The sequence below is a fragment of the Brevibacterium renqingii genome (assembly GCF_017808095.1).
GTDB lineage: Bacteria > Actinomycetota > Actinomycetes > Actinomycetales > Brevibacteriaceae > Brevibacterium > Brevibacterium renqingii.
This window is the reverse complement of the sequence record NZ_JADBHG010000002.1, coordinates 33145-59103: the sequence shown is the minus strand read 5'-3', so window position 1 is coordinate 59103 and position 25959 is coordinate 33145. Positions and strand designations below refer to the sequence as shown.

Below are 25959 nucleotides of genomic sequence, written 5' to 3'. Positions count from 1 at the left end.
TTCAGCTCTCCTTCCGTGTCGGTGCCGGTGAGGCTGTCCCGGCCGCGACCGCCCGGCCGGCCCGCAGTCCGGAGAAGATGCACCCGCCGAGGAACGTCCCCTCCAAAGCGTTGTAGCCGTGCATGCCGCCCCCACCGAAACCGGTCACCTCACCGGCGGCGAAGAGCCCGGGAATCGGGGCACGGTCCGTTCCGATGACCTGCCCGTCGAGGTCCGTCTCGAGCCCGCCGAGGGTCTTGCGCGAGAGCAGGCTCAGCCGCACGGCGATGAGCGGACCGTGTGCCGGATCGAGGATCCTGTGCGGCTTGACCGCGCGGACGATCTTGTCGCCGAGGTAGGCCCGAGCGTTGTGGATCGCCTGCACCTGCGCATCCTTGGAGAAGGCGTGGTCGGTCTGCCGGTCGCGCTGCCGGATCTGCTCGACGAGCCGGTCATGGTCGATGACCGGGCCGCGGGAGCGTTCATTCATCCCGGCGACGAGCTCCTCGGTCGTCTCGGCTACGACGAAGTCGGCCCCGAAGTTCTTGAACGCCTCGATCGGTGCCGGGGCGTCGGAGGAACGCACTCGGTCGAGTGTGATGCGGATGTCCTTCTCGGTGAGGTCCGGGTTCTGCTCCGAACCCGAGAGCGCGAACTCCTTGCGGATGATCGACTCGTTGAGCACGAACCACGAATAGTCATACCCGGTGTCGAGGATCGTGCGCATCGTCCGATTCGTGTCGAAACCGGGATAGTTCGGGGCCGGGAAGCGATTGCCCTCGGCATCGAACCACAGCGACGACGGTCCCGGGATGATGCGGATCCCGTGGTTCGGCCAGATCGGATTCCAGTTCTCGATGCCCTCCGTGTACGCCCAGATCCGATCCCGGTTGATGAGGCTCGCCCCGGCATTCTCGGAGATCTGCAGCATCCGTCCGTCGACGTGGGCGGGCACCCCGGCGAGCATCCGCTCGGGGAACGCGCCGAGGCGCTCCGACGGCCAGTACTTCTCCATAAGTGCGAAGTTGTGCCCGACTCCTCCGCTGGTGACGATGACTGCGGGAGCCCGGAACGCGAACTCCTCGACCTCCTCGCGGTTCGAGGCCACTCCACGGGCGGTGTGGCTGTCCGCGAGCACCTGCCCGCGGACGCCGACCACGGCTCCGTCCTCGGTGATGAGCTCGTCGACGCGGTGCCGGAAAGCGAAGTCGATGAGCCCCTTCGCCTCGGCGGCTTCGACGGGTTCGCGGAAGACGCGGACCACCTCGGGACCGGTGCCCCAGGTGAGATGGAAGCGGGGCACGGAGTTGCCGTGCTCGTCGGCGCCGGAGCCGCCGCGTTCGGCCCAGCCGACGATCGGGGTCAGGCGCAGGCCGAGGTCACGCAGGTACCGGCGCTTCTCGTCGGCAGCGAATTCGAGGTAGGCCTCGGCCCACTGCCTGGGCCAGTGGTCCTCGTCCCGGTCGAATCCCGCCGAGGTGGTCCAATCGGCTCTGGCGAGTTCGAGGGAGTCGCGGATTCCGAGGCGTCGCTGTTCGGGGGAGTCGATGAGGAAGAGGCCGCCGAGCGACCAGAAGGCCTGCCCACCGAGGTTCGCCCGATTCTCCTGGTCGAGGATGAGGACTCGCTTGCCGGCCTGCGTGAGTTCGTGAGCGGCGACGAGGCCGGCGAGTCCGGCGCCGACGACGATCGCATCGGGGGAGGGATCGCTTCCGCTGTCACGGTCCGTGCTGCCGAAAGAACTCATCGCCGACTCCTCTGTCGCCTCCGTCGGTCGGTGAGCCGACGTCTGCCTACCTTCCAGTAGCCATCAGTATCGCAGACTCAGCCGGGGGCTGGGTGCACCGACCGCACCGGCGGGGACGTCAGCTGCGGAGCGTGCGCTCCAGCCAGTCCGCAGCTGATGCGAAGGACTCGTCCGTCGTCGTCGGATCGACCGGCACGAGTTCGCCGTCGGCGCTCGGATAGCTGCCGAGGAAGGAGAGTTTGAGCGCGGCCCGGTGGACGCCCTGCAGGGCCTCGGCCATGCGGGATTCGCGGATATGGCCGAGCAGGTCGATCGAGAACTGGTAGAGACCCAGCCCGTCACCGGTGGGGCGGGATTCGATGCGGGACATGTTGATGCCGCGGCTGGAGAACTGTTCGAGCAGTTCGAGCAGCGAACCCGCCCGGTCCGAGCGCAGAGCCGCCACGACGGTCGTCTTGTCCGCACCTGTCGGAGCAGGGATGGGACCCGGGCGCGTGACGACGACGAAGCGGGTCACGGCATCCTGGCGATCGCCGATGTCCTCGGCGACGACCTCGAGGCCGTAGCGCTCGGCGGCCAGGGCCGGGCAGACGGCGGCGACATGGTCCCCGGCGTCATTGGCCAGATCGCGGGCGGCCGCGGCCGTCGACGACGTGGGCAGGTAGACGGCTGACGGGAAGTTCTCGGACATGAAGGCCCGCACCTGTGCCTCGCCATGAGGATGGGAGCCGAAGGAGGTGACCTCCTGGCGGGAGGTCCCGGGCTTCACGGCCAGGACGAAGCGCACGGGCACGAGCACCTCGGCGATGATCTGGAGGCGTCCGTGTTCGGTCAGCGCGTCGATCGTGGCCGGCACCCCGCCCTCGACCGAATTCTCGATCGGAACGACGGCGGCATCGCAGTCACCTTCGACGACCGCATCGAGCGCCGAGGCGGCATTGCGCATCGGCTCGGTCGAGGCGGTCTCCCGCAGCCCTTGGGAATCGAGGTACTTGAGCAGGGCCGCCTCGGTGAAGGTGGCCTCCGGACCGAGGTAGCCGAATCGTCTCGGGCTCACTTGCCGCCCTCCTTGCCATCGTGGCCGGCGCCGCCGGAGCCCTTCGCACCCGTCCCGCCGCCGGAGCCCTTCGCCTCTGCACCGTTCCCGGATCCCTTCGCGGCGCCCGAGCGCTTGGCCCGCAGGCGGCGGACGAGGAGGGCCCGGGCGACATCGCGGTACTGGGCGGCACGGTGCAGCTGTGCCTTGAAGTCTCGGCCGGTGACCCGGTGGTGGAGGTCGCATTCGACCTCGGCCACGCGCAGGCCGGCGTTGACGACATCGATGGTCATGGCCGCCTCGACGCCCCAGCCGGCGGCGAAGGGCAGTGCGGCATCGAAGGCCTCACGGGACAGGCAGCGCATCCCCGACAGCGGCTGGGTCGCCTCGAAGCCGCTGAGCTCGGCGATGCCCCTCTTCGCGAGCCCGACGACGAAGCCGAACCCTCCGCCCCTGCGCTTCTGCGCGGGCAGGATCGCAATCGTCATATCGGCACGACCCGCGAGCACCGGGGCCGCCAGGGGCGCAGTGTTCACAGCGGAGTCCTCGAGGTCGCCGTCGATGAACAGCAGCGCTCGATGGCTCGGTTCGACACCGGGATCGGCATCGGAGATCTCCCGGTTGCGCAGAGCGAACGCCCCGGTCATCATCGCCGCGGCCTTGCCCTTGTTCTTCGGGTGGGTGATGACCTCGGCCCCGGCCCGACGGGCCAGGGCCCCCGTGTCATCGCCCGATCCGTCGTCGACGACCATGACGAAGTCGACCCCGGGGATCTGCTTGGCCGCGGCGACGGTCGCAGCGATGCGCTGGGCCTCATTCATCGCGGGGATGATCGCGGCGATCGCCTCGGGGGCGGGGTGCGGGTGTGCGCTCATGGATTCTCCTGTCCGACACCGGCGCCGAGGCGGGTGCGGGCACGGTCCGGACCGTGCCCGCTCCGCCGGCGGCCGAGTCGCGGATGTCAGTGGATGGTCAGCTGGCGGGACACGATGCCCGAGCGGACGCGGCGGGCCTCGGTGCTCATCGGCTCGGTGGTGTTCAGCGCCTCGTCCATGCGCTTGCCGAAGGCGGCGATGGGCTCTTCGACGTCGTCGGGCCGGGTGCCGAATTCGAGCTCCCAGACCGGGATGATGATGCCGTGGGCGCGGAAGTAGCCGAGGAAGTAGCCGATGCCGCCGAGGTCGTTGGCATTCTCGGCCTGCAGCCGGGCCATGGCGTCGACGATGCTGTCCTCACCCTCGGGGCGGGCCCAGCGGACGTAGGTGCGGCCGGACATCTCGGTCCAGTAGGCGGAGTCGACCGAGGCGAGCTTCTCCGTCGGAGCGACGGAGTCGTTGGCCTGCTGGAGGGCGGCGCCGACGTCGGGATCGGTCTCGGCCTCGGGCAGCGCCCAGTAGTCGAAGGACTCGAGCACGCGGACATCGAAGGGATGAGAGGTGTCGAGGATGTCCTGCAGCCGCGGCCCCTCACCGGGTTCGGTCGTCGCTTCGATCGAAGTGCCGGGCTCCGCCTCGGCGGCGGCGAGGATCCCACGGGCGACGTCACGGGAAGCGTCGGTCGAGGACACCGGCACCTGCATGCCGGCCATGATCTCACCGTCGTCGCGGCGCCAGGCCTGCCAGGCGGCGGGCAGGAGCGAGGCGATCGTCACCTCGTGGCCGCCGTAGGCTTCGCTCAGCTTCGCGGTCGCCGTGGCTGCGGGCACGAGTTCGCGCAGGCAGATGATGTCGGCCTCGAACGGCAGGTCCGCGAACGGACGCGCGACGAAGGCCGTGGCCTGGGCCCGCGCGAGGCGTTTGGCGATGAGTTCTTCCTTGGAGCGCTTCGACTTCTTTCCCATGGGAGGCAAGTCTAGTCGGTGAGGCGCCTTCAGGTGCGGACCGGTTCACCCCTGTCGGGAGACCGGGATGAAGTATCGGGTGGTGTTCGACTCGTCCATACGCACCTGCAGCTTGTCGCCGGGGTGGGGCAGCGCCGAGCGTTCCGGGTTGTCCGGGGTCAGTCCGAGGGTCTCGAGCTGGATGATCCCGTGCCGGCCCACCTCGTCGGCGGCAAGGACATAGGAGTGGTTGAGCTCACGGATCGTCACCTCGATGGCCGGATCGGTCGGCTCCTCCACCTCGGCGAAGGAACGCGGCTGGGCGGCATTGCCCATGCCCAAGTAGGCGCCGACGTCATCGGCGATGAAACCGGCCACCGAATCGGCCTGCGCCATGAGGCCGGCGAGGATCACGGAGAGCCGCTCCTGCTGGGCATCGGACTTCAGGGCCTGGCCCGGCTTGAACAGGTGCTCCTCGGCCAGCACGCACCAGGCGTCCTGCATGATCGTGCGCAGCTGGAGCTCGACGAGGACCGAGGGCTCGGAGTCGAAGGGCACCTCGACGATGAGATGGCGGCCGCGGTATCCGGAGGGCTTCGGTGTCGCGGAATAGTCGCGGACATCGGCGATGGAGAGGTTCGTGCTGTCGCTGACCTGGGTGAGCAGGTCCCACAGGGCCGTCTGTTCGCGCTCGGTGCGGCACACGACGCGGGCGCCGACGACATCGATGACCTGGTTCTCGACCTCGACGGAGTCGTGGATCTCGTCATTGGCGTCGGCGAGCTTCCGGCGCAGCTTCTCGCCCGTGCGCATCCGGTCCTTGATCCGACCATCGACAACCCGCACGCGGTCACCGGAGAGCAGAGCGGAAGAGGCACGGACGGACTCGACCCAGTCATTGACCGTCTCGAGGGCGGCCCTCCACGTGGACTCCCGCCGATCGTAGGCTTCGTCGACCAGTTCACGGACAGTTGCTGACATCCTCGTCACCTTCCTAGCTCCTGATTCAACTTCACCAGAAGAGAGGGGAGATGTCCATGCTTCCGACGCTAATGTTGCCGGGAAGCGACGAAGGGTGAGACGGGTGCGGCGAAAGCGGGCGCTCCGACGGCTCGGGAGACATCGTCCGGCCCTTCGGGCGCTCCGCGGAGGCGGTTGCCCTCAGACGTCGTAGTCGACGATGACCGGGGCGTGGTCGGATGCGCCCTTGCCCTTGCGCTCCTCCCGGTCGATCGACCCGGCGGTCGCGGTCTTCGCCAGCGCCTGTGAGGCGAGCTGGAAGTCGATGCGCATGCCCTGCTTCTTCGGGAACCGCAGCTTCTGGTAGTCCCAGAAGGTGAAGACGCCGGGGCCGGGCGTGAACTGACGAGTGACCTCGGTCAGACCCGCGCCGAGCAGCTCGTCGAAGGTCCTGCGCTCGGCCTCCGAGACATGTGTGGCGCCCTCGAACTCGGCCATGTCCCAGACGTCCTCGTCCAGAGGGGCGACATTGAAGTCCCCGCAGAGGACGAGCTTCTTCTCCGGTTCGGCGGCCAGCTGGGAGGCGATCTCGGCCGTCAGCGCGCGATACCACTCGAGCTTGTAGTCATAGTGGGGATGGTCGAGTTCGCGGCCGTTGGGCACGTAGAGCGAGTGGACGCGCACACCATTGCAGGTGGCCGACAGCGCGCGGGCCTCGACGACGGGCTCATCCGCGCCGAATGCTGGAATGCCGGCGAAACCGATCTCGGGGTCGGACAGGCCGACGCGCGAGGCGATGGCCACGCCGTTCCACTGGTTGAGGCCATGGAAGCTCACCTCATAGCCGCGTTCGGTGAACAGCTCCTGGGGGAACTGGGCGTCCTTGCACTTGAGCTCCTGGATGGCCAGGACATCGACATCTGAGCGATCCAGCCAGGCCCCGATGCGATCGTGGCGGGCGCGGATCGAGTTCACATTCCACGTAGCGATTCTCACCCTCCCACCCTAAGCTGTCGGCCCCGGTGGAGAAAGCGCGCCCCGGCGTCGCACGTCCGAATGGACTCGTTAGGCTGGTGGACATGTCTGACGCTCCCAACAACCACCTCGGCCACGACGGCGCCGCCTGCCCCGACTCCTACTACGTGCGATTGTCCGAGGACCGCCTCGTCTCGACTCTGCACAGCCAGGGAGCGTGGCAGCCGGGTGAGCAGCACCTGGCCCCGGCCTCGGGCATGGTGCTCGCCGAGATCGAACGTCGCCTGCCCAGTGACAAACTCATCTCCCGGGCGAGCTTCGACGTCCTCGGCGTCATCCACTCCGGTGAGTTCACCATCGACGTCGAAGTCGTCCGTCCCGGCCGCACCATCGAACTCGTCGAGGCGCATATGCGCCACGCCGACCGCACGAGCGTCACCGCCCGGGTGTGGCGCCTGCAGGCCTCGGACACCGAGTCCGTCGCAGGTTCCGAATGGGCGTCGCTTCCGCCGGCGTCCGAACTGCCTGCGGCTCCCTTCACGAAACGCTGGGGCGGCGGCTACATCGCCTCGCTCGAAGGTCGTCAGGGCGCTGACGCCCGCCCCGGCTTCGCGCAGTCCTGGCTGCGCAGCCCCTACCCGCTCGTCGAAGGGGAGATCGATCCCCCGACCGCGGCCTTCGTCAAATTCGTCGACACCGCCAACGGGCTGGCCGTCCGTGAGGACCCGAGGACGATCTTCTTCCCGAACGTCGACCTGTCCATCCACCTCACCCGCGTGCCCGAGGCCGGCTGGATCGGCTTCGACACGAAGGTCGCGTTCGGTCCGACGGGTCTGGGCGAGACCACCAGCGTGCTCAGTGACGCGAACGGCCCGATCGGCACCGCAGCTCAGTCGCTGACGGTGCGGAAGGGCCGCGGCGCCGTATGAGTTCCGGAGTCCCGCCCTCACAGCGAACCGCTCGGTCCCGCACGCGTGACCGAGTCTCGCCGAGGCAGGACCCGACCGCCCGGCCGCGAGCCCTCATCACCGGGGCGAGCTCCGGCCTCGGGCGCGGCTATGCACGCGCCCTCGCCGCCGATGGCTGCGACCTCGTGCTCGTCGCCCGCGACGAGAGGCGTCTGCGGGAACTGGCCGAGCAGCTGCATGCCTCTCACGGCACCCGCGCCGAGGTGGTCGCGGCGGATCTGTCCGCCCGTGAGGGAATCGACGCCGTCCTCGGAGTCATCGACACCGACCGGATCGATGTGCTCATCAACAACGCCGGCTACGGGCTGCGGGAGTCTCTGCTCGAGACGGACATCGCCGAGCTCAACGACCAGGACCAGGTGCTCACCGGGACCGTGCGAGAGCTGTCGCTGGCGGCGGCAAAGAGGATGGACGCGCGGGGCCGAGGCGGAATCGTCAATGTCTCATCCCTGGCCGCGGTGACGACGATGGGTCAGTACGCGGCCTCGAAGGCCTCGACACTGGTCTTCACCGAGGCGCTCGCCGGCGAGTTGCGCGGCAGTCCGGTGACCGTCACAGCGGTCCTGCCGGGCTTCGTCCGCACGGAGTTCCACGACCGCCTCGGCGTGGAACGTCCCGGACCGCGGTGGATCTGGCTGAGCATCGACCAGGTCGTGAGCGAGTCGCTGCGCGATGCCCGAGCCGGCAAGGTCGTCTCGGTGCCCGGTTGCTTCTATTCCTTGGCCGCGCTCGTCGCGCCGCTGGTTCCCAGGCCGTTCATGCGCTGGGGTTCGAGCGGGTTCTCCTTCGCACGGCGACGCGGGCGCTGACCCACCGCGGCGACGGAATCCGACCCACGGAATTTCCACGGCTCCGACACGGACAGTTGACGGTTGAATTACCCTGTTGTGGGCCTGTCACCAGGGGTTCTGTTCCGGCCGATTCTGTGCTACACGGTTGCCCGGGAATTAAGACGGTTGGTGAGAATCTTTACAAGCGCCACGGAAGTGTGGTCAAATTATGATGTTCGCCCGGTGGGGATCGGGTGAACATAACGGACGTATGGGGATGCGTCCGGGTACTCGAGGGGAGTGCTGCGAGGACCCCGGGATGTCGCGATCACGCGCCCCGGGGTCTTTGTCATTCACAGAGAGATTCGCGAACGCCTGTCTGACTTCAGGTCACTATCGGACATTCGAACTCAAATCCAGGTCACTATCGGATACTTCTGCGCGCGAAAAGTATCCGATGGTGACCTATGTTCGGTGGCCGTATCCGAAAGTGACCTCAAATCTGCCCGCCGTTGCCTGCTGCTGAAACTGAAGCTGCCGGCTTCTGCCGACTGCGGACCACTATTGGATGCTGACGCTGCGCTGGCGTCGTGAGCGAGTGCGGGCGATGCCGATCTCCAGAGCCACCGCGCTCAGCGGACCACCGAGTGCCATTGAGGCATTGCCGGCGGCGCGCTCGGCGACTTCGGCGATGACAGCATCGATGTCGGCGCGCTCATCGGCGTCGACGTGGATGAGCAGCTCCGGACTCCGTGCGGTGCCTCGCAGAATCACCTGGGCATCGGAGACTCCGTCGGTGGACTCGAGGTCGGCGGCGACCGCCTCGGCGATGACCTCCGCATTCACCGTGGTCAGACCCGTGCGGGCATCGGCCTGCATTCGGAAGGGCTTCGCGAAGTCCTTCCGCGGGACCTGCACGCTCAGCCAACGGAGCCCGATGATCGCGAGGATGAGGGCCACGACCACGGCGATGAGCGCCGAATAGGGCAGCGCCAGCACCGAGGCGACCGGACCGAGATCCGCTCCCGCCTCCACGGCAGGCCCGATCGAGGCGGTGACACCGAACCCGATGGCGAGCACTGCCAGCCCGGCGAGCAGAGCGATGAGGCCGAGGATGATCAGTCCCGTGCGATTGGCAGCGGCGGCCGTGCGTCTCATGACTGACTCCTTCTGGCCTGGACCTTCACCGTGGGGATGCGGCCGAACGAGATCGAGGCGAAGCGGTCCTTGACGGCGGCTTCGACCTCGGCGCGGATCGGCTCAAAGTCGCGGATCGGCGTTGAGAACGTCACGATCGTCGACTTCGCGTTCGACGAGGCCTTGACCCCGCTGACACCGTCGACCCCATCGGCGGCCGCGGCCGCGATCTGCGACAGCGCCGAGGTGGGCAGGGCGACCTCGAGATCACCGATGTGTTCTGACCCTGTGGCTCTCACACCGAGGATCCGGCGCGCCCCGGGGGAGATGCCGAGGATGAAGGCGACGAGTCCGAGCAGAGCCAAGACGATGCCGACCGCGATGACGACCGCGGAATTCCAATGCAGGTTCCCGGCCGCCTCGGTGACGCGTGCCCCGGACGACCCGGTCAGAGCGGCAGTGACGGATCCGGTAGTGACGAGTGCGGCGATGCCGGCCCAACCGAGCCCCACGGCGAGGAGCAGCAGGATGAGAGCGACGACCACGGCCGGACCGATGCGGGAGGGCCGCTTGCGCAGCAGACGTGTGCTCATTGCAGGCGATTCCTTCCTCGATTCGCACCGGAGGATTCCGGGGCGAGCCACCGCACGCTGATGTCGACCTGGCGGACGGTGACACCGGTGAGGCGTTCCACTTCGTGACTCAGGGTGGAACGGACGTGTTCGGTCGCCTCGGCGATGGGGGTGGGGTAGGCGAGGCCCAACTGGACGGCGAGCGTGCAGCTGCGGCCGGACAGGGTGACATCCACGGACGGGCGCGTGCCCAAGCTGGAACTCGCTCCGATTCCGAAGAGACCCGAGCTCGTGCCGCCGACGCCGGGCAGGTCTTTCAGCACCTGCCCGGCGGTGCGCTCCACGACCTTGTCCGCGATCGTCAGGCCGCCTCGGCGAGCTGGAGCGTCGTCGAGTATCGGGGCCACGGCGCTACCTCCGCGTGGTCGAGCGTGAGCTCAGCGCGGACAGGTCGACTCGCCCGTCGAGGACGAGACCAACGACCAGACCGAGCCCGCCGCAGATCGCGACGATCAGGAACGCGAGGAAGCCGCCGAAGTAGGCGATGATTCCCAGCGTCAGTCCGACGAGGAGTCCGATGAGTGCTTTCGACATGGCAGTCCTTCCGCCGATGCGGTGCGTGGATGCGGATCAGTTGAGTTCGGGAGCGTCCTTGGCCGGCTGCTCCTCGTCGTCCTCGGGCAGGTGGACGTCGGTGACGTCGATGTTGACCTCGACGACCTGGAGACCGGTGCCCTGCTCGACGGCGCGGATGACGTTGCGGCGGATCGCCTCGGCGACCTCGACGATGGAGGTGCCGTATTCGACGACGATCGTGAGATCGATGGCGGTCTGCTTCTCGCCCTTCTCCACGGAGACTCCGCCGGAGACGTTCGTCTGCGAGCCGGGGATGCGGTCGGTGAGCGTATCGAAGGCTCGGCGTGCGGCATTGCCCATGCCGAAGACGCCGGGCACTTCGCGTGCGGCGATGCCGGTGAGCTTCGCGACGACGTTCTCGGCGATGGTCGTCGTGCCCAGTTCGGTCACGAGGGGGCTGCGGACCGAGTCATCGGCTGCAGGGTGCGGGTTCGAGGGGGACTGCGTGGGTTCGGGCATTGCTCTTCCTTCTTCGTTCGGGGATGCCGACACCGGTACAGACGCACGCTGCGGGCAATCCTCACGCGGGGACGCAGAAAATCTGGGGAATCATCGCCGTCCCGCTCGGATCCTGCCCGAACGGGCGCCGAACGGCTCTGGCCGGACGCGGTTCGCGCTCGCATCCTCGCCGGTGGCCTACGATGTGAATATGGCAAGGGGAGATGATCGCTTCGACATCGTCACCCTGGTGGTGCGCGCCCGCGAAGGGGACATCGCCGCTTTCGAAGCGCTCGTCGACGAGTACGAGCGCAAGCTGCTGCGCTTCGCATGGCGCACACTCGGCGACCGGCAGGATGCCGAGGACATCGTCCAGGACACGCTCGTGCAGGCCTGGAGGTCGCTGTCGGCTCTCAACGAGCCCGCCGCGTTCGGCACCTGGATCTACCGCATGGCCTCGAACCGCTGCACGGATGTGCTGCGCAGGCGCGCGGCCCGCCCCTCCGATGCCTCCGATCCCGACGACATGGGACATCATCCCGACGGCGCCGTCTCGGTGGAGAGGTCCGTGGAGGCGCGCACCGCACTCGACCATTTCACAGAGGTCCTGCAGACACTGTCCTCGGAGCAGCGTGTAACGTGGGTGCTCCATCAGATGGAGGGGCTGAGCTACGCCGAGGTCGCGACGACCCTCGGCATCAGCGAGGGCAGCGTGCGCGGTCGCATCCACCGTGCCCGGACCGCCATCGCCGAAGGGATGCAAGGATGGGTATGAGCGACGACGCGGCATGGGAGACCGATGACCACCTGCGCGGGGTCATCGATGAGTACATGGGCGCTTTCGAACCCGACCCCGCGGAGACCGTCGGCCTGCGGGAGCGCATCCTCGACATCGTCCGGGAGGATCTCGCCCGCGGCCCTTCCACCCGGCTGAGCACCCCACGCGGCAACCCGTTCACGATCGCAACTGCCGCGGTGCGGACCATCGTCCGCGATGCGGTCGATGCCGTCGACGGGATCCGCGGTCGCAGCGTGTCGCTCACCCCTGCCGGAGAGCCCGAAGGCACCGCCGCCGAGGTGGAGGTGACCGTGGCCATGCGCGCAGGCATCGCGTTCGCCCCCACCGCCGAGGTGATCCGTGAGAGTGTCGCCGCTGCGCTGATCGAGCAGCTGGGCATCCCCGCGACGACCATCGACATCACCGTCGAAGACGTGTACGAAGCTGAGGAGACTGAGGATGGCTGAGCGGTTGAGTTCTCGCACCGCGCCGGGAGCGTTCGACGCCGAGGCCGCCTCGGCGCGGGTCACGCGATCGGTTCTCGAGGTTCCCGGCGTCACCGCTCTGGCGCCCGGACTGCGCGACCTGGTGGCCACGGCCGCGGCGCGAGTGCTGCGCCGCGGCGGCGGGGAGCCGCTGTCGGTCGACGTCTGTCGCGCCGGGGACGGAGCCCGTGTGCGCGTCGCGGCCCATCTCGATGACAGCCGGGCGGTGGCCGAGATCGTCGACGAGCTCTTCGCGGTCATCGAGGTCGATGTCCGCGCCGGCACCGAGGCGGCTCTCGGCGAGATCGACATCGATCTGCGCGTTGTCAGCCGTGGTCGCTGACACCTGATCGGGCCGAAGCCGAGCCCGACTGCGAGCCCAGGCACCACGACAGCAGACAGAAGAAGCGGGCCCGCACCGCTGGTGGGGACCCGCTTCCTGCTGTCCGAGGGCGAGGGCTCAGTCGGCCTTCTTCTTCGATCGTCCGGTGATGAGGCCCCAGACGATGAGCACGATGAGCGAACCGCCGATCGCGCACAGCCAGGTCGACAATGAGAAGAACTTGTCCATCTCGGCGCCGAAGATGGCTCCTCCGAGCCACCCGCCGAGCATGGCTCCGATGACACCGAGGATGAGTGTGGCGAAGATTCCCCCGCCCTGCTTGCCCGGCAGGAGTTGGGTCAAGCCACGTTGAAAGTTCCCGGATGCGGGTGGCCGACTGTGGTCCCGTCGGGATGGGGGAGAGCTGGGACGGGGCTGAATGGCCGGTCGGCTGCCTCCGACTAGACTGGAGAGCATGACCGACAGCGCAGACACTCGCCGACAACTGCTCGACCTCATCGACGAACTTGCCGTGGTGCGCGGCAAGGTGACCCTCTCCTCCGGCAGGGAGGCCGACTACTATCTCGACCTGCGCCGGGTCACCCTCGACCATCGCTCGGCGCCGCTCATCGGCGACGTGGTCCTCGACCTCCTCGAAACCGAGGGACTGCTCGAGAGGATCGATGCCGTCGGCGGACTGACCATGGGCGCCGATCCCGTCGGCACGGCGGTCATGCACCGCTCGGTCGTGCGTGGGACGCCGCTCGATTCCTTCGTCGTCCGCAAGGAGGCGAAGAAGCACGGGATGTCGCGCCGGGTCGAAGGTCCCGACGTCAAGGGCAAGCGGGTCGTCGCCGTCGAGGACACCTCGACGACGGGAGGCTCCGTGCTCACCGCTGTCGAGGCGCTCCAGGAAGCCGGCGCCGAGGTGGTCGCCGTCGCCGTGGTCATGGACCGTGACACCGGCGCCAAGGAGAGGGTCGAGGCTACGGGGATCCCGTACCTGACCGCGCTGACGACCGCCGATCTCGGACTCGACTGACGGTCCCCGGCCTCGGCGGTCCGGGCCCACCGATCACGACCTGGGACTCGACTGGCAATTCGGTCGAAACCAGGGCCGTGGTTTGAAACACGTCTCTGATTTCAACACGATAGATGAGACACTCCCACAGTATTGCCTGATGCAACAGTAAGGATGACGCGTGCTCACACTGAAAGAGATTTCCCTGCGCAAGGGAAAGCGGACGTATCTGGACGAGGTGAGTTTCACCGCAGAGGCGGGCCGGATCACCGCGATCGTGGGGACCCGTTCGGCGGGCCGGACTGAGCTTGTCCGCGTCATCATGGGTCTGATCTCCGCAGATGAGGGCACCGTCGAACTCGAGGACTTCGAACTCGACTTCGGTGACCGCCAGAACTTCGGCTACCTCCCCGCTGAGCGCGGCGGGTACCCGAATATGCGCGTGATCGATCAGATCGTCTACCTCGCGCGCCTGCACGGGATCACCCTGGGCGCTGCCGAACGCAACGCGCTGACCCTGCTGTCCCATCTCGAGCTCGCCGATCGCGGCTATGCGCCGTTGAAGAACCTCTCCGGCGCCGAGGTCGCCCGCGTCGACATCGCCGCGACCCTGGCCGCCGATCCCGATGTCGTGGTCATCGACGACGCCTTCGCAGGTCTCGACGCCGCCTCGCTCAGGCTCGTCACGTCCCTGCTGCGTGCGCATGCGTCCTCGGGAGTGCCCGTCATCCTGGCCACCGATGACTGGGAGGCCGCGCAGACCTTCGCCGATGACGTCATCGTCCTGAGCCAGGGCAGGGTCACCGCCTCGGGAAGCGTCGACGAACTCCTCGGCGACCCGCATTACCGGGTCGAGGCGAACGACGCCGAGGCGGCCAGAAGCGCGCTCGAGTCCCGCAGCGGCATCAGCGCCGTGACCGTGGCCGACCGCGCTGGCGATGTCATCAGCTTCCGCGCCGATGACGCGAAGACCGCCGCCGCCGGTGTGGCGGCGATCGACGGATTGAAGAACTTCGAAAGTGTCCGCCCGACACTGGCCGAGCAGTACAAGGAGGCTCTGTAATGGCGCGCAAGGACAAAGGTGCGAACGAGGAGTCTCCGGAACCGCTCGTGTCGAAGGGCACGGCCGGTGAGGGCATCGACGACCTCGGGGCCCCCGATGCCGACGACCTCAACGTGGTCGAGGACGAGACCGGTCAGGACTCGGCCACCGAGGCTGGGGCAGCCGAGGGCGAGACCGCGGAGGGGAAGACCAGGGACTCGGCCGCCTCGGCGAAGAGTGAGTCGGCGAAGAACGGGTCTGCGAAGGCAGACGCGACCGCCGGCCTCGACGAGGTTCCTTTCGAGCTCGCCGAAGACACCCCTGACCCCGATGAGCTGCCGGAGACCGGTCTGGTCTCCGAGTTCGTCGATGTCGGCAACCGCCAGGCCGCATGGCTGGTGTCGAATCGTGAGAGCACCACTGCGATGCGCAGCCCCTACTTCCTCGTCACCGCCGCCGTGATCATCCTCGGCGTCCTCGCCGCGATCGTCACCGGCATCGTCGGCGAGGCGCAGAAGGACTCGGGCACGCCGAGCATGGCCATGGTCGGCGTGGGCGAACAGGCTCAGATGTACGAGCAGCAGCTGGGTGTGAAGATCACCGACGCCAAGGACACGACCGAAGCCGAGAAGCTCGTCCGCGAGGGCAAGGTCGACGCCGCGTTCATCCAGGACCCCAGCGGCCAGAGCCAGCCGACGATCATCGCGCTCGACGAGCAGCCGGAGGCGCTGCTGGAGAAGCTCGCACCGAAGACCGAGGCCACGCTGCTCAAGACGCCGGCCGTCGAGGACACGGTCGCCACACCCCTGCTGTGGGGAATGGTCGCCTTCGCGCTCCTCGTCGTGGCCACCCTCGGCACGTCGATGTATCAGAACCTGCGCTTGGAGAAGCGCAACCGGATCACCGAGATCATCGCGGCCACGATTCCGCCCCGTGCTTCGGCCTCGGGCCGGATCACCGGCACTCTGTCCTTGGTGATCGTCCACATCGTCGCGGCCGCAGTCGTGACCGAGCTCGGGCTGTCGCTGTCGGGCAAGACCTCTCTGGCCTTCGCCATGCTCCCGGGGCTGGGCTGGTTCGCCCTGACTCTGCTGCTGACCGCCTGGTCGGTCTTCGCTCTTCTCGTGTGGGCTTCGACCGTGGTCGGATCCAAGGCGCGGACGACCTTCCTCACGATCATCGGGATCATCACTGTGGCCGGCTTCTTCGCTCCGGTCATCATCGGAGCTTCGGGCACGACTGCGAAGGTCCTGTCCTGGACTCCGTTCACCTCACCGCTGGGCATCGCCGGACGGTCCTTCGCCGGCCAGACCGAATGGTGGGAGGGCCTCGTCGCCGCCGGCATCGCCCTGGTGCTCGCGGTCGTCCTCCACGCTCTGGCTTCGGGTGCCTATGTGCGCTCGGTGCTCAGCGGCGGCGGACGCTCGGGCAAGACCGTGAAGATGAGCAAGCGGGCCAAGAAGGTCGGCGCCGCCTCGGCGAAGGGGAAGAAGGACGATGCCGCGTCGGCCGAGGACGAGAAGGGCTCTGCGGCGGATGCGGACGACGCGGAGTCTGACGGTTCGGATTCGAAGGCGGACGACGATGCCGCGTCGGTGGCAGCCTCGGTGAAGGGGTCCGATGCCGCGCAGGATGAGACGGACGCGAAGTCGGCGGATGATTCCCGCGACGAGAAGTGACCGACAGCGCTGAACCGCAGGTGGGGGTCGGTCCTTGGACCGGCCCCTGGCCTGTGGGGGAGCACTTCGATCCGGAGCTGCTGCGCGAGGGCGACCGGCGCAATGTCGTCGACAGGTACCGGTACTGGAAGCACGACGCGATCGTGGCCGACCTCGACTGCAGCCGGCACGGCTTCCACGTCGGCGTCGAGAACTGGCAGCACGATCTCAACATCGGTTCGGTCGTGCGCACCGCCAACGCCTTCAATGCCGCTGCCGTGCACATCGTCGGCAAGCGCCGCTGGAACCGGCGCGGGGCGATGGTCACCGACAAGTACCAGCACGTCATCCACCATCCCACGGTCGACGACCTGCTGTCCTGGTGCGCGGACAACGAGATGCCGCTGCTGGGCATCGACAACTTTCCCGACTCCGTGCCGCTGGAGACCTATGATCTGCCCGAGCGCTGTCTGCTGCTGTTCGGGCAGGAGGGGCCGGGGCTGAGCGAGGAGGCGCACCGGGCCAGCCGTGACGTGCTCTCGATCGCCCAGTACGGTTCGACCAGGTCGATGAACGCCGCTGCCGCCGCCGCGATCACCATGCACTCCTGGATCCGCCGCCACGTCTACGGCCAGACGGTGAGCTGAAGGGGCCGAGCTTTCGTCCCCGTTCTGTCTCCTGCGGGTGGATCCGCCACGATTCGCGATCGGATTTCGCGATGGATCCACCCGCAGGAGACACAGCTGTCAACGGGGCCGGTACGAGGAAGCCGCCATATCATGGACACGAAGAAGCGCCGAGGCGGCACGATCATCTCGTGCCGCCTCGGCGCTTCTCGTCGCGCGGGCCCACCTCGGCGGGCCACCCCGTTTAGGCGGCCCACCCGATTTCGGCGAGCAGCCGCGGGCCGCAGCTCAGGTGAGGTCGGCTGCGTGGGGTTCGATGAGTCCTCCGAGCTCGGCCAGCTCGGCGGTCAGCGAGTCCGCATCGTCGAAGGTGCGGGTCATGACCGTCAGACGCTTGGCGTAGTGACCGATGGGGTACTCCATGGTCATGCCGATGCCGCCGTGCATCTGGATCGACTCCTGGCTGATGTTGCGGGCGGCCTGGTCGACGACGATCTTCGCGGCGATGACATCGCGGTGCCGGTCCTTCTCCGCGCCCACGGCCTCGGAGGTCACGGCCAGACGCGAGTACAGGGCCATGCTGCGGGCGTACTCGAGCTCGGCGTAGAGGTCCGCGGCACGGTGCTGAAGCGCCTGATTCACGCCGATGGGTGCACCGAACTGCTCACGTGTCTTGAGGTAGTCGGCCGTCATCGTCAGGGAGGCCTCGAGAGCGCCCACGGCCTCGGCCATGATCGCGGCGTTGCCCAAGTCGATGACCTCGGTGAGGACCTCGCGGGCGTCGGCGGCATCGAGCCGCTGAGCGGGAGTGTTCTCGAGCCTGAGGTTCGCGTTGCCGAGACCATCGGCCTGACGCTGTGCGACCCGAGTCAGGCCCTCGGCATCGGCTGCGACGAGGTACAGTCCGAGATCGCCGTTCTCGACAGCGGTGACGACGAAGTGATCGGCGACGTCGCCTCCGAGCACATTGTTCTTCTCGCCGCTGAGGGTGACTCCGCCGTCGGCCGCGGCCGTGGCAGTCGTCTCAGGGGCTTCGACGGCGTAGCGGAGGTTCGGCTCGAGCATGGCCACGGCGAGGAAGGTCTGGCCTTCGCACACGCCGGGCAGGATGGCCTGCTTCTGCTCTTCGGAGCCGGCGAGCAGAACCGCGTTCGTCCCGAGCACGGCGCTGGCGAGGAAGGGCTCGAGCACCAGGGAGCGGCCGAACGCCTCGGCGACCACGGCCACCTCGTTGAAGGTCATATCCGCGCCGCCGTAGCTCTCGGGCACGGCCAGGCCCAGCAGGCCCATCTCGGCGAACGCCTGCCACTTCTCGCGGGAGATGCCTTCCTCGCTGCGAAGGATCTCTTCGCGCTTGGCGGCGTCGTATTCGCTGCGCAGGTACTTGCTGAGCGTGCTGGCGAGTTCCTGCTGAATGTCGTTGAGTTCAAGATCCATTGTTGTCCTCTTTAAGAAATCGTGTGAGCGTCGGTATCTCAGAGACCGAGCAGTGCCTTCGAGATGATTCCGCGCTGCACCTCGGACGAACCGCCGTAGATCGTGACCTTGCGGGTGTTGAAGTAGGCGGGGAGGGCGTCGACGGCACCATGGGGCAGATCGCTCAGGCCCTGCCCCTGGACCCGATCGGAGACGAAGTCGAGTCCCTGCGGGCCGAGCACATCGACGAGGAGCTCGGAGATGTCCTCCTGCAGCTGGGAGCCCTTGAGCTTGAGCACGGAGGAGCGCGGGTCGGGCTTGTCCGAGCCCGCTGCTTGGGTCGACAGGATCCGCAGCTGGGTCATCTCGAGCGCCGTGAGTTCGGTTTCGATCTTCGTCAGGCGGGCCGAGAACAGGGGATCGTCGAGCAGTGTGCCGCGTGCAGTCTTCGTCACCGCGGCGTAGGCCTTGGCGCGGGCGAGGTTGACCTTCGAGCCGCCGATGCGGGCGATGCCCGTGCGCTCGTTGCCGAGCAGGAACTTCGCGTATGTCCAGCCCTTGTTCTCCTCGCCGACGAGGTTCTCGACAGGGACCTCGACATTGTCGAAGAAGACCTCGTTGACCTCGTGGCCGCCATCGATGAGCTGGATCGGGCGGACGGTGACGCCCGGGGACTTCATATCGATGAGGAGGAAGGAGATTCCGGCCTGCTTCTTCACGTTCGGATCAGTGCGGACCAGGTTGAACATCCAGTCGCCGTACTGGCCGAGGGTCGTCCAGGTCTTCTGTCCATTGACGATGTATTTGTCGCCGTCACGCACGGCGGAGGTCTTCAGCGAGGCGAGGTCCGAGCCGGCATTGGGCTCGGAGAAGCCCTGCGACCACCAGATGTCGATGTTCGCGGTCGCGGGCAGGAAACGCTCCTTGAGCTCTTGGCTGCCGAAGGTCGCGATGACCGGGCCGACCATCGAGACGTTGAACGGCAGCGGCTGGGGGACGCAGGCCAGCTGCATCTCCTCGAGCCAGATATGACGCTGCACCGGAGTCCAATCCTGGCCGCCCCACTCGACGGGCCAGTTCGGCACCGCATAGCCGTGCTGATTGAGGATCCGCTGCGAGGTGACCATTTCGTCCTTGCTCAGCTCCTGGCCGGTCGCGACCTTGAAGCGCAGCTCCTCGGGGATCTCCGTGCGGTAGAACTGACGCATCTGCTGCGCGAACTCGCGCTCTTCAGCATTCAGTAGGGTGTCCATATGAACTCCTTATAGATCGTTCAGTAACTTACCTCCAATGGTACGGTCCGGTGTTCGGCGTCACAAGTGGATGAGGGCCTGCAGGGTGCGCGATGGACGCTTGTGCTGGCCGGGAATAGAACAGTATCGCATTTGGCGTCGGCGGCGGGCAGAAGCATGCATCGGGAGGCGACCGGCGATAAATGAGCGCCGCCGACATCCGAAGGCAGTATCTGTTATCTCGACTTGCAATACAAGTGAAGTATTGCAATCTTGTCACACTTGGTCATTTTGCAAGTTACAAATTCTTAACATTGCGATCTCCCCTGGGCTCAACTCTCTGTTTGCGTCCTACCATCGGAGAATCTCCTCCGCCCTTGCGGGCCAGGGGGCTGATATTGCAACTACATATGGAGCATGGAAAAGCGAATTCCCCCCAAGTCGCTCGAAATGCAGTCTCTGAGAGAAGTGGACGGGATGATTACCCTATCCCAAACCGGCCGTATCGCTGGTGAAATTGCGCGCACGAACCCCCTCGAATCCGGCGCCGGCTCGGCTCGTCGGGAGCAGAGCTCTCCGGCGGGTGGCGAAGCGCCCCGCTGTGGAACCTGCAAGATCCGTGCTTCGGCACATCACGTGTCGCGCGCGGCCAGGACCGGCCGCCGCGATGAATCGGTTGAGGCGAGCGCCGAGGTCGGTGCGCTCAACCGCTTCGTGATCGGAGCGTGCTGGACTGCGAAAGCCCGATCGTGTAACGGAGGCACCTCAGGCTGCTTCGGCGGAGCGAACGAAGCCGCACGCGTAGGTGAGATGAAATGACCACCCCTGCAGCAATGCGTTCTTCAGTCGTCGGCTCGGCAGTGGCGCGGCGGTCCGAAATCGTTGATATCGCCACTATCCTTGCAGATCCGACTACCGACGGCGCGCTGGTCATCGGAGCGACGGGAATGGGAAAGACCACCGTCCTCAATGCGGTGGCGGCCAACTTCGAGCCCGAAGTCCCTGTATTCCGGTTCCGCGGCTCGAACCTGATCGCTAACAGGAATCTCGGTATCTTTGAGATCCTACTCACCACCGAGGGCGAAGCGCCCGATGAGATTTCATTGGGCGCCGCATTCTCGATCGTGACGCGGTTCTTCGCGCGATCCGCGAGCGCGCATACTCCCGTTGTCGTTGTCGACAACGCTGATCGGGTAGACGAACAGTCGCTGTCGATCATCTCTCAACTCGCAGCGGAAGGTCGTATCAAGGTCTTGGCGGCCGCTGAATCGGTCCGACGCCCGGTAGATCTCCTTGCCGTTCTGTGGGGTTCCGGCAAGGTCGTCCGTTTCGACCTGGAGAGCCTGGACAATTCGGCCATCGCGGCCTATGCCCGAGAAGTCGGTTACGAAGTCGACGAACAGGTGATCGCCGATCTCCGCACGAGGTCACGAGGCAATCCTCGTCTTCTCAGCAGGCTCTTCGTCGACCGAAAGTCGACTCCGCTTGCGCGCCGAGGTGCTGAAGACCGAGTCCTGTGGAACGTTCTCCCGGCTCAGCGCCGGATACTCGAACTCGTGGCCATGATCGGAGCGCTTCCGTATGATGCTCTGCAGGCCATGTGCGACGTCGATCTGCTTGACAACCTCGTCGAGCGAGGGATTCTGGCCATCGGCAGGGACAGATACTCCGAAGTGTCGTTGGTCGAACCGGCCTTGGCTCTGGTTGTGCGAGACAGCGTTCCGTCTTCCCGCTCCCTGGAGCTGCTCCGGGAGGTCCTCCCCGAGTTGGCCACCATGACTCTCCAAGGCGCTGCGCTCTTCGGGAAAGTCAGCTGGATGCAGCAGTGGGGAGTGCACGTCGACCCACACACAATTCTCCGAGCTGCACTGTGGGCCGATGGGCGTGGGGACTTTGCCGGTGCAGCAGGACTGCTGAGAAGTTCGCATTCGGATATTCCAGAGTTGCAGCTGGAACTGGCGCGCGCGGAGTACGGCCGAGGAGACACCGTCGAGGCCGAGGTCATCCTCGATCGTCTCATCTCCTCATCGACTGACGGAGACAGATCCGACGAGTTCCTCTCACGCCTGGCGTGTCTCGAATTGCGGGTCACCGACCCCCGCGAACCTCAGAGCCTGAGAACTGAGTGGGTCCGGGATCGACTCGTCAATGCAGTGGACATCGGGCGGCTGGACGTCACCAGAGCTCAGTTCGAAATGCGGGGAGGGCGATTCGAACAGGCACAGATCATCTCTGAACGCGTCTTGCGCGACTTCAGCTGCCTGCCTCGGCATCGACAGCGTGCCTGCTCGATCCTCGGGAGTGTGTCGGTGATACACGGGCGGGTCGAACGCGGACTCACATATCTGGTCCAAGCCGAAGCGATGTTCAGACTTCCGGACACTACAAGTTTCGAAGTCGAGGATTCGGCTCCCCAGATCTTCGCCGGTCATTATCTTGCCGGCTCCTGGGACGGAGCCAGGGCCGCTTTGAAGTACACATCCCCGCGGATGGATCTCGCAACGGCTGCGGCTCTCGTCGACCTGTGGACGGGACACATCACGCGCGCCCAGCAGAGCTTGGACAGAGCACCCCGCGGTCGGAAAGAGACGGAGCCGGATCAGGCACTCAGACTCGCCGCACTGCACCTGGCAGAGGGCTATCTGCGAATTCGTGAGGCGTCGTCGTCCCGTGCGACGAAGACGGTGCAGGGAGGACGAAACTCGCGTCGAAGCGGTGGGGTGCGATTCGGTCTCCATTCGGTCAGCAGAGAGTCCGAACCGGTCCACGGTGTGCCGAATTCCGAGTACAACTGGCTGCAGGAGTTCACGACTGATCTTCTCGAACTCCAAGCGCTGGCCTTGTCCAGCCCAGAGAATACAGCTGATGCTCTCCACGCGCTCGGCGCCGAAGCCGATGAACTCGGCGCACTCGCGCTCGCCGTCTACGCCTGGACCGAGGCGATCCGGCACGGCAGCAAGGCCGCACAGCCGGACCTCGAACGTGTGGCCGGCTGCGTCGACGGAGAGCTGGGCCGATTGGCGGCAGCTGTCGCACGAGCATATGGCGACGGGGGAGACGCGGCGATGATCGAGGCTGCAGCAGTGGCACTGAACTTCGGCGCGGTCATGATCTCCGCAGACCTCGCTCGCAACGCGCGCGACAAGGCGGTTCAGAAAGGCGACTCGGTCGGTGTCAAGCGTGCCCGCGCACTGTTGGACTCCAGTCTGCGCACGATCACCTTCGACGCCGACGGTGCCGATCTCTCGGCAATGCTCACTGATATTGAGAAGAGATTGGTGCTCGGCGTAGCCGACGGATCCAGCAATGCAGAACTCGGTGCTCAGATGCATCTGTCGGTTCGCACCGTGGAATGGCACCTCGGTCGGATCTATCGGCGGCTGCACGTCAGCGATCGCCAGGAGCTCAAGCAGATTGCGTGGAGGGCGACATGACCGGTCAAGCGAACCTGCACCGCCCACCTCTTCTGGGTCGGGAGGAAGAGCTGCGGGTCATCGAGCAGTCGTTGACCGACTCGTCCGTGGTCGGCATCCTCATCAACGGTGATGCCGGAATGGGCAAGACCCGTTTGGCGAGGGAAATCCATCGGCGACGAGGCGGGCAGGAGACTTGGCTGCGTGCGGATCGAGTGCTGAGCGCGACACCCTTCGGCGTGTTTGCGATGATCGTCGACCTTGACGATCCGGTCGGTCTGCCCAAGCGAGTGCTCGAAGCGTTGGCCGGAGGTGCTCAGACTCCGACTGTGTTCGTCGACAACGCCCACCATCTCGATGCGCGCAGTCTGCGTCTCCTCACGCAGCTGGCCTCTGACGGTACGATTCGGATCGTAGCGATGACGCGCCACTCCGCTGTCAGGAACTCTTGGCCATTCGCCGAACTCGTCGACGAACAGGCCATGGCCCAGATGACTCTCGACCCGCTGACCGCTGAGGATCTGCGCAATGCGGTCGAGTACAGCTTCGGAGGAATAGCAGCCCAGGCGGTATTGGACATCGTCGATTTCCACTCCGGATGCAATCCCGGCAAATTGTTCGAACTCCTCGCATACTGCAAGCGGAAGAATCGACTGCTGCTGCGGAACGGCGTCGTCATACTCGATGGACTCGATACGGACTTCGACAGTCGGGCGCGTGATTTCGCCCGTATTGATCTGGAGGAGTACTCGGACGAGGAGAGGACCGCACTCGAGCTTGTGGTCATGGCAGGTGAGATCGAGATCGAACTCATGCTTTCTCTCGGGCTCGGAGCGGCGGCCGATCGGCTCGTCGACCTCGGCGACCTGCGGATCGTCAGTGACACCAGCCGTGCCTACGTCGCGCGCGAGCACCACGCATCCGAGACGATTCGTGTGAGCATTCCCATCGGACGCAGCCGAAAGTGGTATGACATCGTCCGCGCCTATCCGGACAGTCCGAGCGAAAGATCTCAGATGCTCCGGACAGAATGGGCATTGGGCTGCGGAATCGACCTGGACCAACGGGAGATCATCGCTGCCGCGACGACCGCGATCGAATCAGCCGAGTGGCATCGTGCCCTGCGCATCATGGCCGATGTCCCCACGAGCAGCCTGAGCGCCGCGGAACTCTTCGAGCTGGCGTACCTCTACTGCAATGTCGGGCAGGTCGAGCTCGGACTCGACCTGCTCGCACATTGCCTGCATAAAGCGTGCTGTCCTGGACTCGTGGTCACTGCTGCCGTCGTCTGGGGCAACCGGCAGACCACGCATCGTTCCGTGGCTCTCGAAGCGACGGACTTCATAGCCGCACTCGACAGAATGGCCGGATACGAGAGTGAGTGCTGCTCGGGAGGGACCTGCGCCACCCATTTCGCGGAGCGCACCCAGGCGGCGAAATGGTACGCAGCCGATGGTCTCAGCGCCGATGCAGCTAAAAGTCTGCTCCAGACGATTCGTTCCGTCGTCGGCTCCGGCAGCCAACATGATCAGGAGTCGCTCTCTCGACGCCCTGACGGGGATCTGCTGCGCAGGCATGCTCTCGACGATTCCCTTCCCGATATGTACCGAATGGCTGCGGGATTGGTCTGCGGCTCCTTCGAGCTGGAGAGGGGCCGACCTGGAAAAGCTGTCGAGATGCTCACCCTCGTGAAGCGCGAGCTCCGTTCATTGGGTATGGAGAACATGATCCTGGGAATGCTTGACGCCCGCACCCAGATGGAGCGGGGAGACCTCGCCGCAGCCCGACGTTCACTGCAGGCGCCGCGAACGAACGACATCGCCCAGCTGGCAGCGCGGAGCGGGGCCGGCGACATCATGCAAGCAGAGATTCTGCTGCGTGAAGGCCAGATAGAATCGTCGCTGCGATTCGCTCGCGCGGGTGTCGAGGCACTGGACTATTGGAACCAGTCGACTGTCCTCGCTGCCGCACTGGGGCTGGCCCAGTACGTCGCCACGCTCAATGGAGAGTCGCAGATGGCAGCTGAGTTCGATGTACGCTTCGTTCGCCTCGTCCGTCCCAGCTTCCAGATGGAATACAGGCGAGCATCCGTGTATGCGCTCATCGCCCGCCGATTGCGCAACTCCGATTCGGAAGCCGAGAGAGAGCTGAATCAGATGCTCGCAGATGCTGAGAGGGAAGAGGTCTTCGGAATAGCCGCCCAGATCCGCTATCTGCTCTTTCGCCACTTCGGTGAGGCTGATTCGGAATCGATGTGTCGCCTCGCAGCATCGGGGGAGGGACAGGAATTCCGATTCCTGGGAGCAGTGGGAACAGCGCTGCGGGAGAGAGACGCGGCGAGCCTGCTGCAGATCGCCGAGGAGGAACGTTCGTCGGCACCTGACGTTGCCGCACGATGTGTGCAACTGGCGAAGGACCGTCTCAAACATCGAGGCAGCGTGCCGTCGACGATTGTCTCCTCTGAGCTGCCGGTCGAGCTGACGGAACGAGAACGGGAGATCTGCGGACTTATAGTCAAGGGCCGATCGAACGCCGAGATCGCCGAACAGCTCGGAGCTGCCGTTCGTACCGTGGAAGGGCATGCCTACCGCCTCTACCGAAAGTTGGGAATCACTCGCCGACACCAAGTCGCCGAGGCTTTTGCACGGCTGAATATAGACGTCGCAGGAAGAACGATGCAGAAGACCGACAGCTCGTGATCTGCTGCGTTTCGGCGCACGGCCGCAGCGTGAGCTGGGCAGCCGGCACTTCAGCGGTGCCTCGAAGGCGAGTGGCGCTCACTGGAAAGCGGAGACGCCGTCGCACAGTGCTTTCGGTAAACCGCAAAGATCCCTGCAACCGGCCGGTGGAGAGCTGTTGTGAAGCTATTCTGAAAAGGCATCGGGAACTCCCGCTTCGAATGCTGATACCAGGCGATATGGCCTGAGTG

Annotated in this window: 25 protein-coding genes; 11 read left to right on the top strand and 14 right to left on the bottom strand. The window is 66.0% G+C overall.

Annotated features, from left to right (window positions below):
* Position 1: 1 nt before the first annotated feature.
* From IIE29_RS05370 to IIE29_RS05345, 6 genes are all read right to left on the bottom strand, one after another.
* On the bottom strand, positions 2-1726 hold the full coding sequence (locus tag IIE29_RS05370) for an FAD-binding dehydrogenase (protein WP_209324215.1): 1725 nt from the start codon (positions 1724-1726) through the stop codon (positions 2-4).
* 118 nt (positions 1727-1844) lie between these two features.
* The gene (gene pheA, locus IIE29_RS05365; protein ID WP_209324214.1) at positions 1845-2783 is read right to left on the bottom strand and encodes a prephenate dehydratase; all 939 of its coding nucleotides are present in this window, start codon (positions 2781-2783) and stop codon (positions 1845-1847) included.
* On the bottom strand, positions 2780-3637 hold the full coding sequence (locus tag IIE29_RS05360) for a glycosyltransferase family 2 protein (RefSeq protein ID WP_209324213.1): 858 nt from the start codon (positions 3635-3637) through the stop codon (positions 2780-2782). Before IIE29_RS05360 ends, pheA begins: the two co-directional genes overlap by 4 nt.
* A gap of 86 nt (positions 3638-3723) precedes the next feature.
* Complete coding sequence (locus IIE29_RS05355) at positions 3724-4602, bottom strand: DUF5926 family protein (RefSeq protein ID WP_209324212.1); 879 nt, start codon at positions 4600-4602, stop codon at positions 3724-3726.
* Between the two features lie 45 nt (positions 4603-4647).
* On the bottom strand, positions 4648-5562 hold the full coding sequence (locus IIE29_RS05350) for a GTP pyrophosphokinase (RefSeq protein ID WP_209324211.1): 915 nt from the start codon (positions 5560-5562) through the stop codon (positions 4648-4650).
* A gap of 180 nt (positions 5563-5742) precedes the next feature.
* Positions 5743-6537 (bottom strand): exodeoxyribonuclease III, encoded by a 795-nt coding sequence (locus IIE29_RS05345; protein WP_209324210.1) that lies wholly within the window; start codon positions 6535-6537, stop codon positions 5743-5745.
* A gap of 83 nt (positions 6538-6620) precedes the next feature.
* Here IIE29_RS05345 and IIE29_RS05340 point away from each other — a divergent pair, with 83 nt between their 5' ends.
* Both IIE29_RS05340 and IIE29_RS05335 read left to right on the top strand, forming a co-directional pair.
* Positions 6621-7445: a thioesterase family protein gene (locus IIE29_RS05340; RefSeq protein ID WP_209324209.1), complete on the top strand. Its 825-nt coding sequence runs from the start codon at positions 6621-6623 to the stop codon at positions 7443-7445.
* A complete protein-coding gene (locus IIE29_RS05335) occupies positions 7442-8293 on the top strand; it encodes an SDR family NAD(P)-dependent oxidoreductase (RefSeq protein WP_209324208.1) in 852 nt (283 codons plus the stop codon). The genes IIE29_RS05340 and IIE29_RS05335 overlap by 4 nt, the downstream gene beginning before the upstream one ends.
* A 522-nt stretch (positions 8294-8815) precedes the next feature.
* Here the strand turns inward: IIE29_RS05335 and IIE29_RS05330 are convergent.
* Genes IIE29_RS05330 through IIE29_RS05310 form a run of 5 tightly spaced genes read right to left on the bottom strand, consistent with a single transcriptional unit; the run spans position 8816 to position 11058 of the window.
* Positions 8816-9412, bottom strand: a complete 597-nt coding sequence (locus tag IIE29_RS05330; protein ID WP_209324207.1) for an alkaline shock response membrane anchor protein AmaP — start codon at positions 9410-9412, stop codon at positions 8816-8818.
* A complete protein-coding gene (locus IIE29_RS05325) occupies positions 9409-9984 on the bottom strand; it encodes a DUF6286 domain-containing protein (RefSeq protein ID WP_209324206.1) in 576 nt (191 codons plus the stop codon). The genes IIE29_RS05330 and IIE29_RS05325 overlap by 4 nt, the downstream gene beginning before the upstream one ends.
* Positions 9981-10370, bottom strand: a complete 390-nt coding sequence (locus tag IIE29_RS05320) for an Asp23/Gls24 family envelope stress response protein (protein ID WP_343071804.1) — start codon at positions 10368-10370, stop codon at positions 9981-9983. Before IIE29_RS05320 ends, IIE29_RS05325 begins: the two co-directional genes overlap by 4 nt.
* Positions 10371-10374: 4 nt before the next feature.
* The gene (locus tag IIE29_RS05315) at positions 10375-10557 is read right to left on the bottom strand and encodes a hypothetical protein (protein WP_209324205.1); all 183 of its coding nucleotides are present in this window, start codon (positions 10555-10557) and stop codon (positions 10375-10377) included.
* A gap of 36 nt (positions 10558-10593) precedes the next feature.
* Entirely contained in the window at positions 10594-11058 is a 465-nt protein-coding gene (locus IIE29_RS05310) for an Asp23/Gls24 family envelope stress response protein (protein ID WP_209324204.1), read from the bottom strand.
* A gap of 190 nt (positions 11059-11248) precedes the next feature.
* Between IIE29_RS05310 and IIE29_RS05305 the strand changes: the two genes are divergently transcribed.
* Genes IIE29_RS05305 through IIE29_RS05295 form a run of 3 tightly spaced genes read left to right on the top strand, consistent with a single transcriptional unit; the run spans position 11249 to position 12643 of the window.
* Positions 11249-11812: an RNA polymerase sigma factor gene (locus IIE29_RS05305; protein ID WP_209324203.1), complete on the top strand. Its 564-nt coding sequence runs from the start codon at positions 11249-11251 to the stop codon at positions 11810-11812.
* Complete coding sequence (locus tag IIE29_RS05300; RefSeq protein WP_246475763.1) at positions 11809-12282, top strand: alkaline shock response membrane anchor protein AmaP; 474 nt, start codon at positions 11809-11811, stop codon at positions 12280-12282. Before IIE29_RS05305 ends, IIE29_RS05300 begins: the two co-directional genes overlap by 4 nt.
* Entirely contained in the window at positions 12275-12643 is a 369-nt protein-coding gene (locus tag IIE29_RS05295; protein WP_209324201.1) for a hypothetical protein, read from the top strand. Before IIE29_RS05300 ends, IIE29_RS05295 begins: the two co-directional genes overlap by 8 nt.
* Before the next feature lie 117 nt (positions 12644-12760).
* Here IIE29_RS05295 and IIE29_RS05290 read toward each other — a convergent pair whose 3' ends face one another.
* Complete coding sequence (locus tag IIE29_RS05290; protein ID WP_246475762.1) at positions 12761-12985, bottom strand: GlsB/YeaQ/YmgE family stress response membrane protein; 225 nt, start codon at positions 12983-12985, stop codon at positions 12761-12763.
* 112 nt (positions 12986-13097) lie between these two features.
* Between IIE29_RS05290 and pyrE the strand changes: the two genes are divergently transcribed.
* The 4 genes from pyrE to IIE29_RS05270 all read left to right on the top strand — a co-directional run bounded on the left by pyrE (position 13098) and on the right by IIE29_RS05270 (position 16990).
* Positions 13098-13664 (top strand): orotate phosphoribosyltransferase, encoded by a 567-nt coding sequence (gene pyrE, locus IIE29_RS05285; RefSeq protein ID WP_209324199.1) that lies wholly within the window; start codon positions 13098-13100, stop codon positions 13662-13664.
* A 160-nt stretch (positions 13665-13824) separates the two neighbouring features.
* Positions 13825-14706 carry an ABC transporter ATP-binding protein gene (locus IIE29_RS05280; RefSeq protein WP_209324198.1) on the top strand — a complete coding sequence of 294 codons (882 nt, stop codon included), beginning with the start codon at positions 13825-13827 and terminating at the stop codon, positions 14704-14706.
* The gene (locus IIE29_RS05275; protein ID WP_209324197.1) at positions 14706-16364 is read left to right on the top strand and encodes an ABC transporter permease; all 1659 of its coding nucleotides are present in this window, start codon (positions 14706-14708) and stop codon (positions 16362-16364) included. The genes IIE29_RS05280 and IIE29_RS05275 overlap by 1 nt, the downstream gene beginning before the upstream one ends.
* Positions 16361-16990, top strand: coding sequence for a TrmH family RNA methyltransferase (locus IIE29_RS05270; protein WP_209324196.1), 630 nt, complete (start codon positions 16361-16363; stop codon positions 16988-16990). Before IIE29_RS05275 ends, IIE29_RS05270 begins: the two co-directional genes overlap by 4 nt.
* A gap of 267 nt (positions 16991-17257) precedes the next feature.
* Here the strand turns inward: IIE29_RS05270 and IIE29_RS05265 are convergent, their stop codons facing one another.
* Both IIE29_RS05265 and IIE29_RS05260 read right to left on the bottom strand, forming a co-directional pair.
* The gene (locus tag IIE29_RS05265) at positions 17258-18406 is read right to left on the bottom strand and encodes an acyl-CoA dehydrogenase family protein (protein ID WP_209324195.1); all 1149 of its coding nucleotides are present in this window, start codon (positions 18404-18406) and stop codon (positions 17258-17260) included.
* Between the two features lie 38 nt (positions 18407-18444).
* A complete protein-coding gene (locus IIE29_RS05260) occupies positions 18445-19638 on the bottom strand; it encodes an acyl-CoA dehydrogenase family protein (RefSeq protein ID WP_209324194.1) in 1194 nt (397 codons plus the stop codon).
* An 812-nt stretch (positions 19639-20450) separates the two neighbouring features.
* Here IIE29_RS05260 and IIE29_RS05255 point away from each other — a divergent pair.
* Both IIE29_RS05255 and IIE29_RS17025 read left to right on the top strand, forming a co-directional pair.
* On the top strand, positions 20451-23051 hold the full coding sequence (locus IIE29_RS05255; protein ID WP_209324193.1) for an AAA family ATPase: 2601 nt from the start codon (positions 20451-20453) through the stop codon (positions 23049-23051).
* A complete protein-coding gene (locus IIE29_RS17025) occupies positions 23048-25729 on the top strand; it encodes a LuxR C-terminal-related transcriptional regulator (protein WP_281389084.1) in 2682 nt (893 codons plus the stop codon). Before IIE29_RS05255 ends, IIE29_RS17025 begins: the two co-directional genes overlap by 4 nt.
* Positions 25730-25959: the final 230 nt, after the last annotated feature.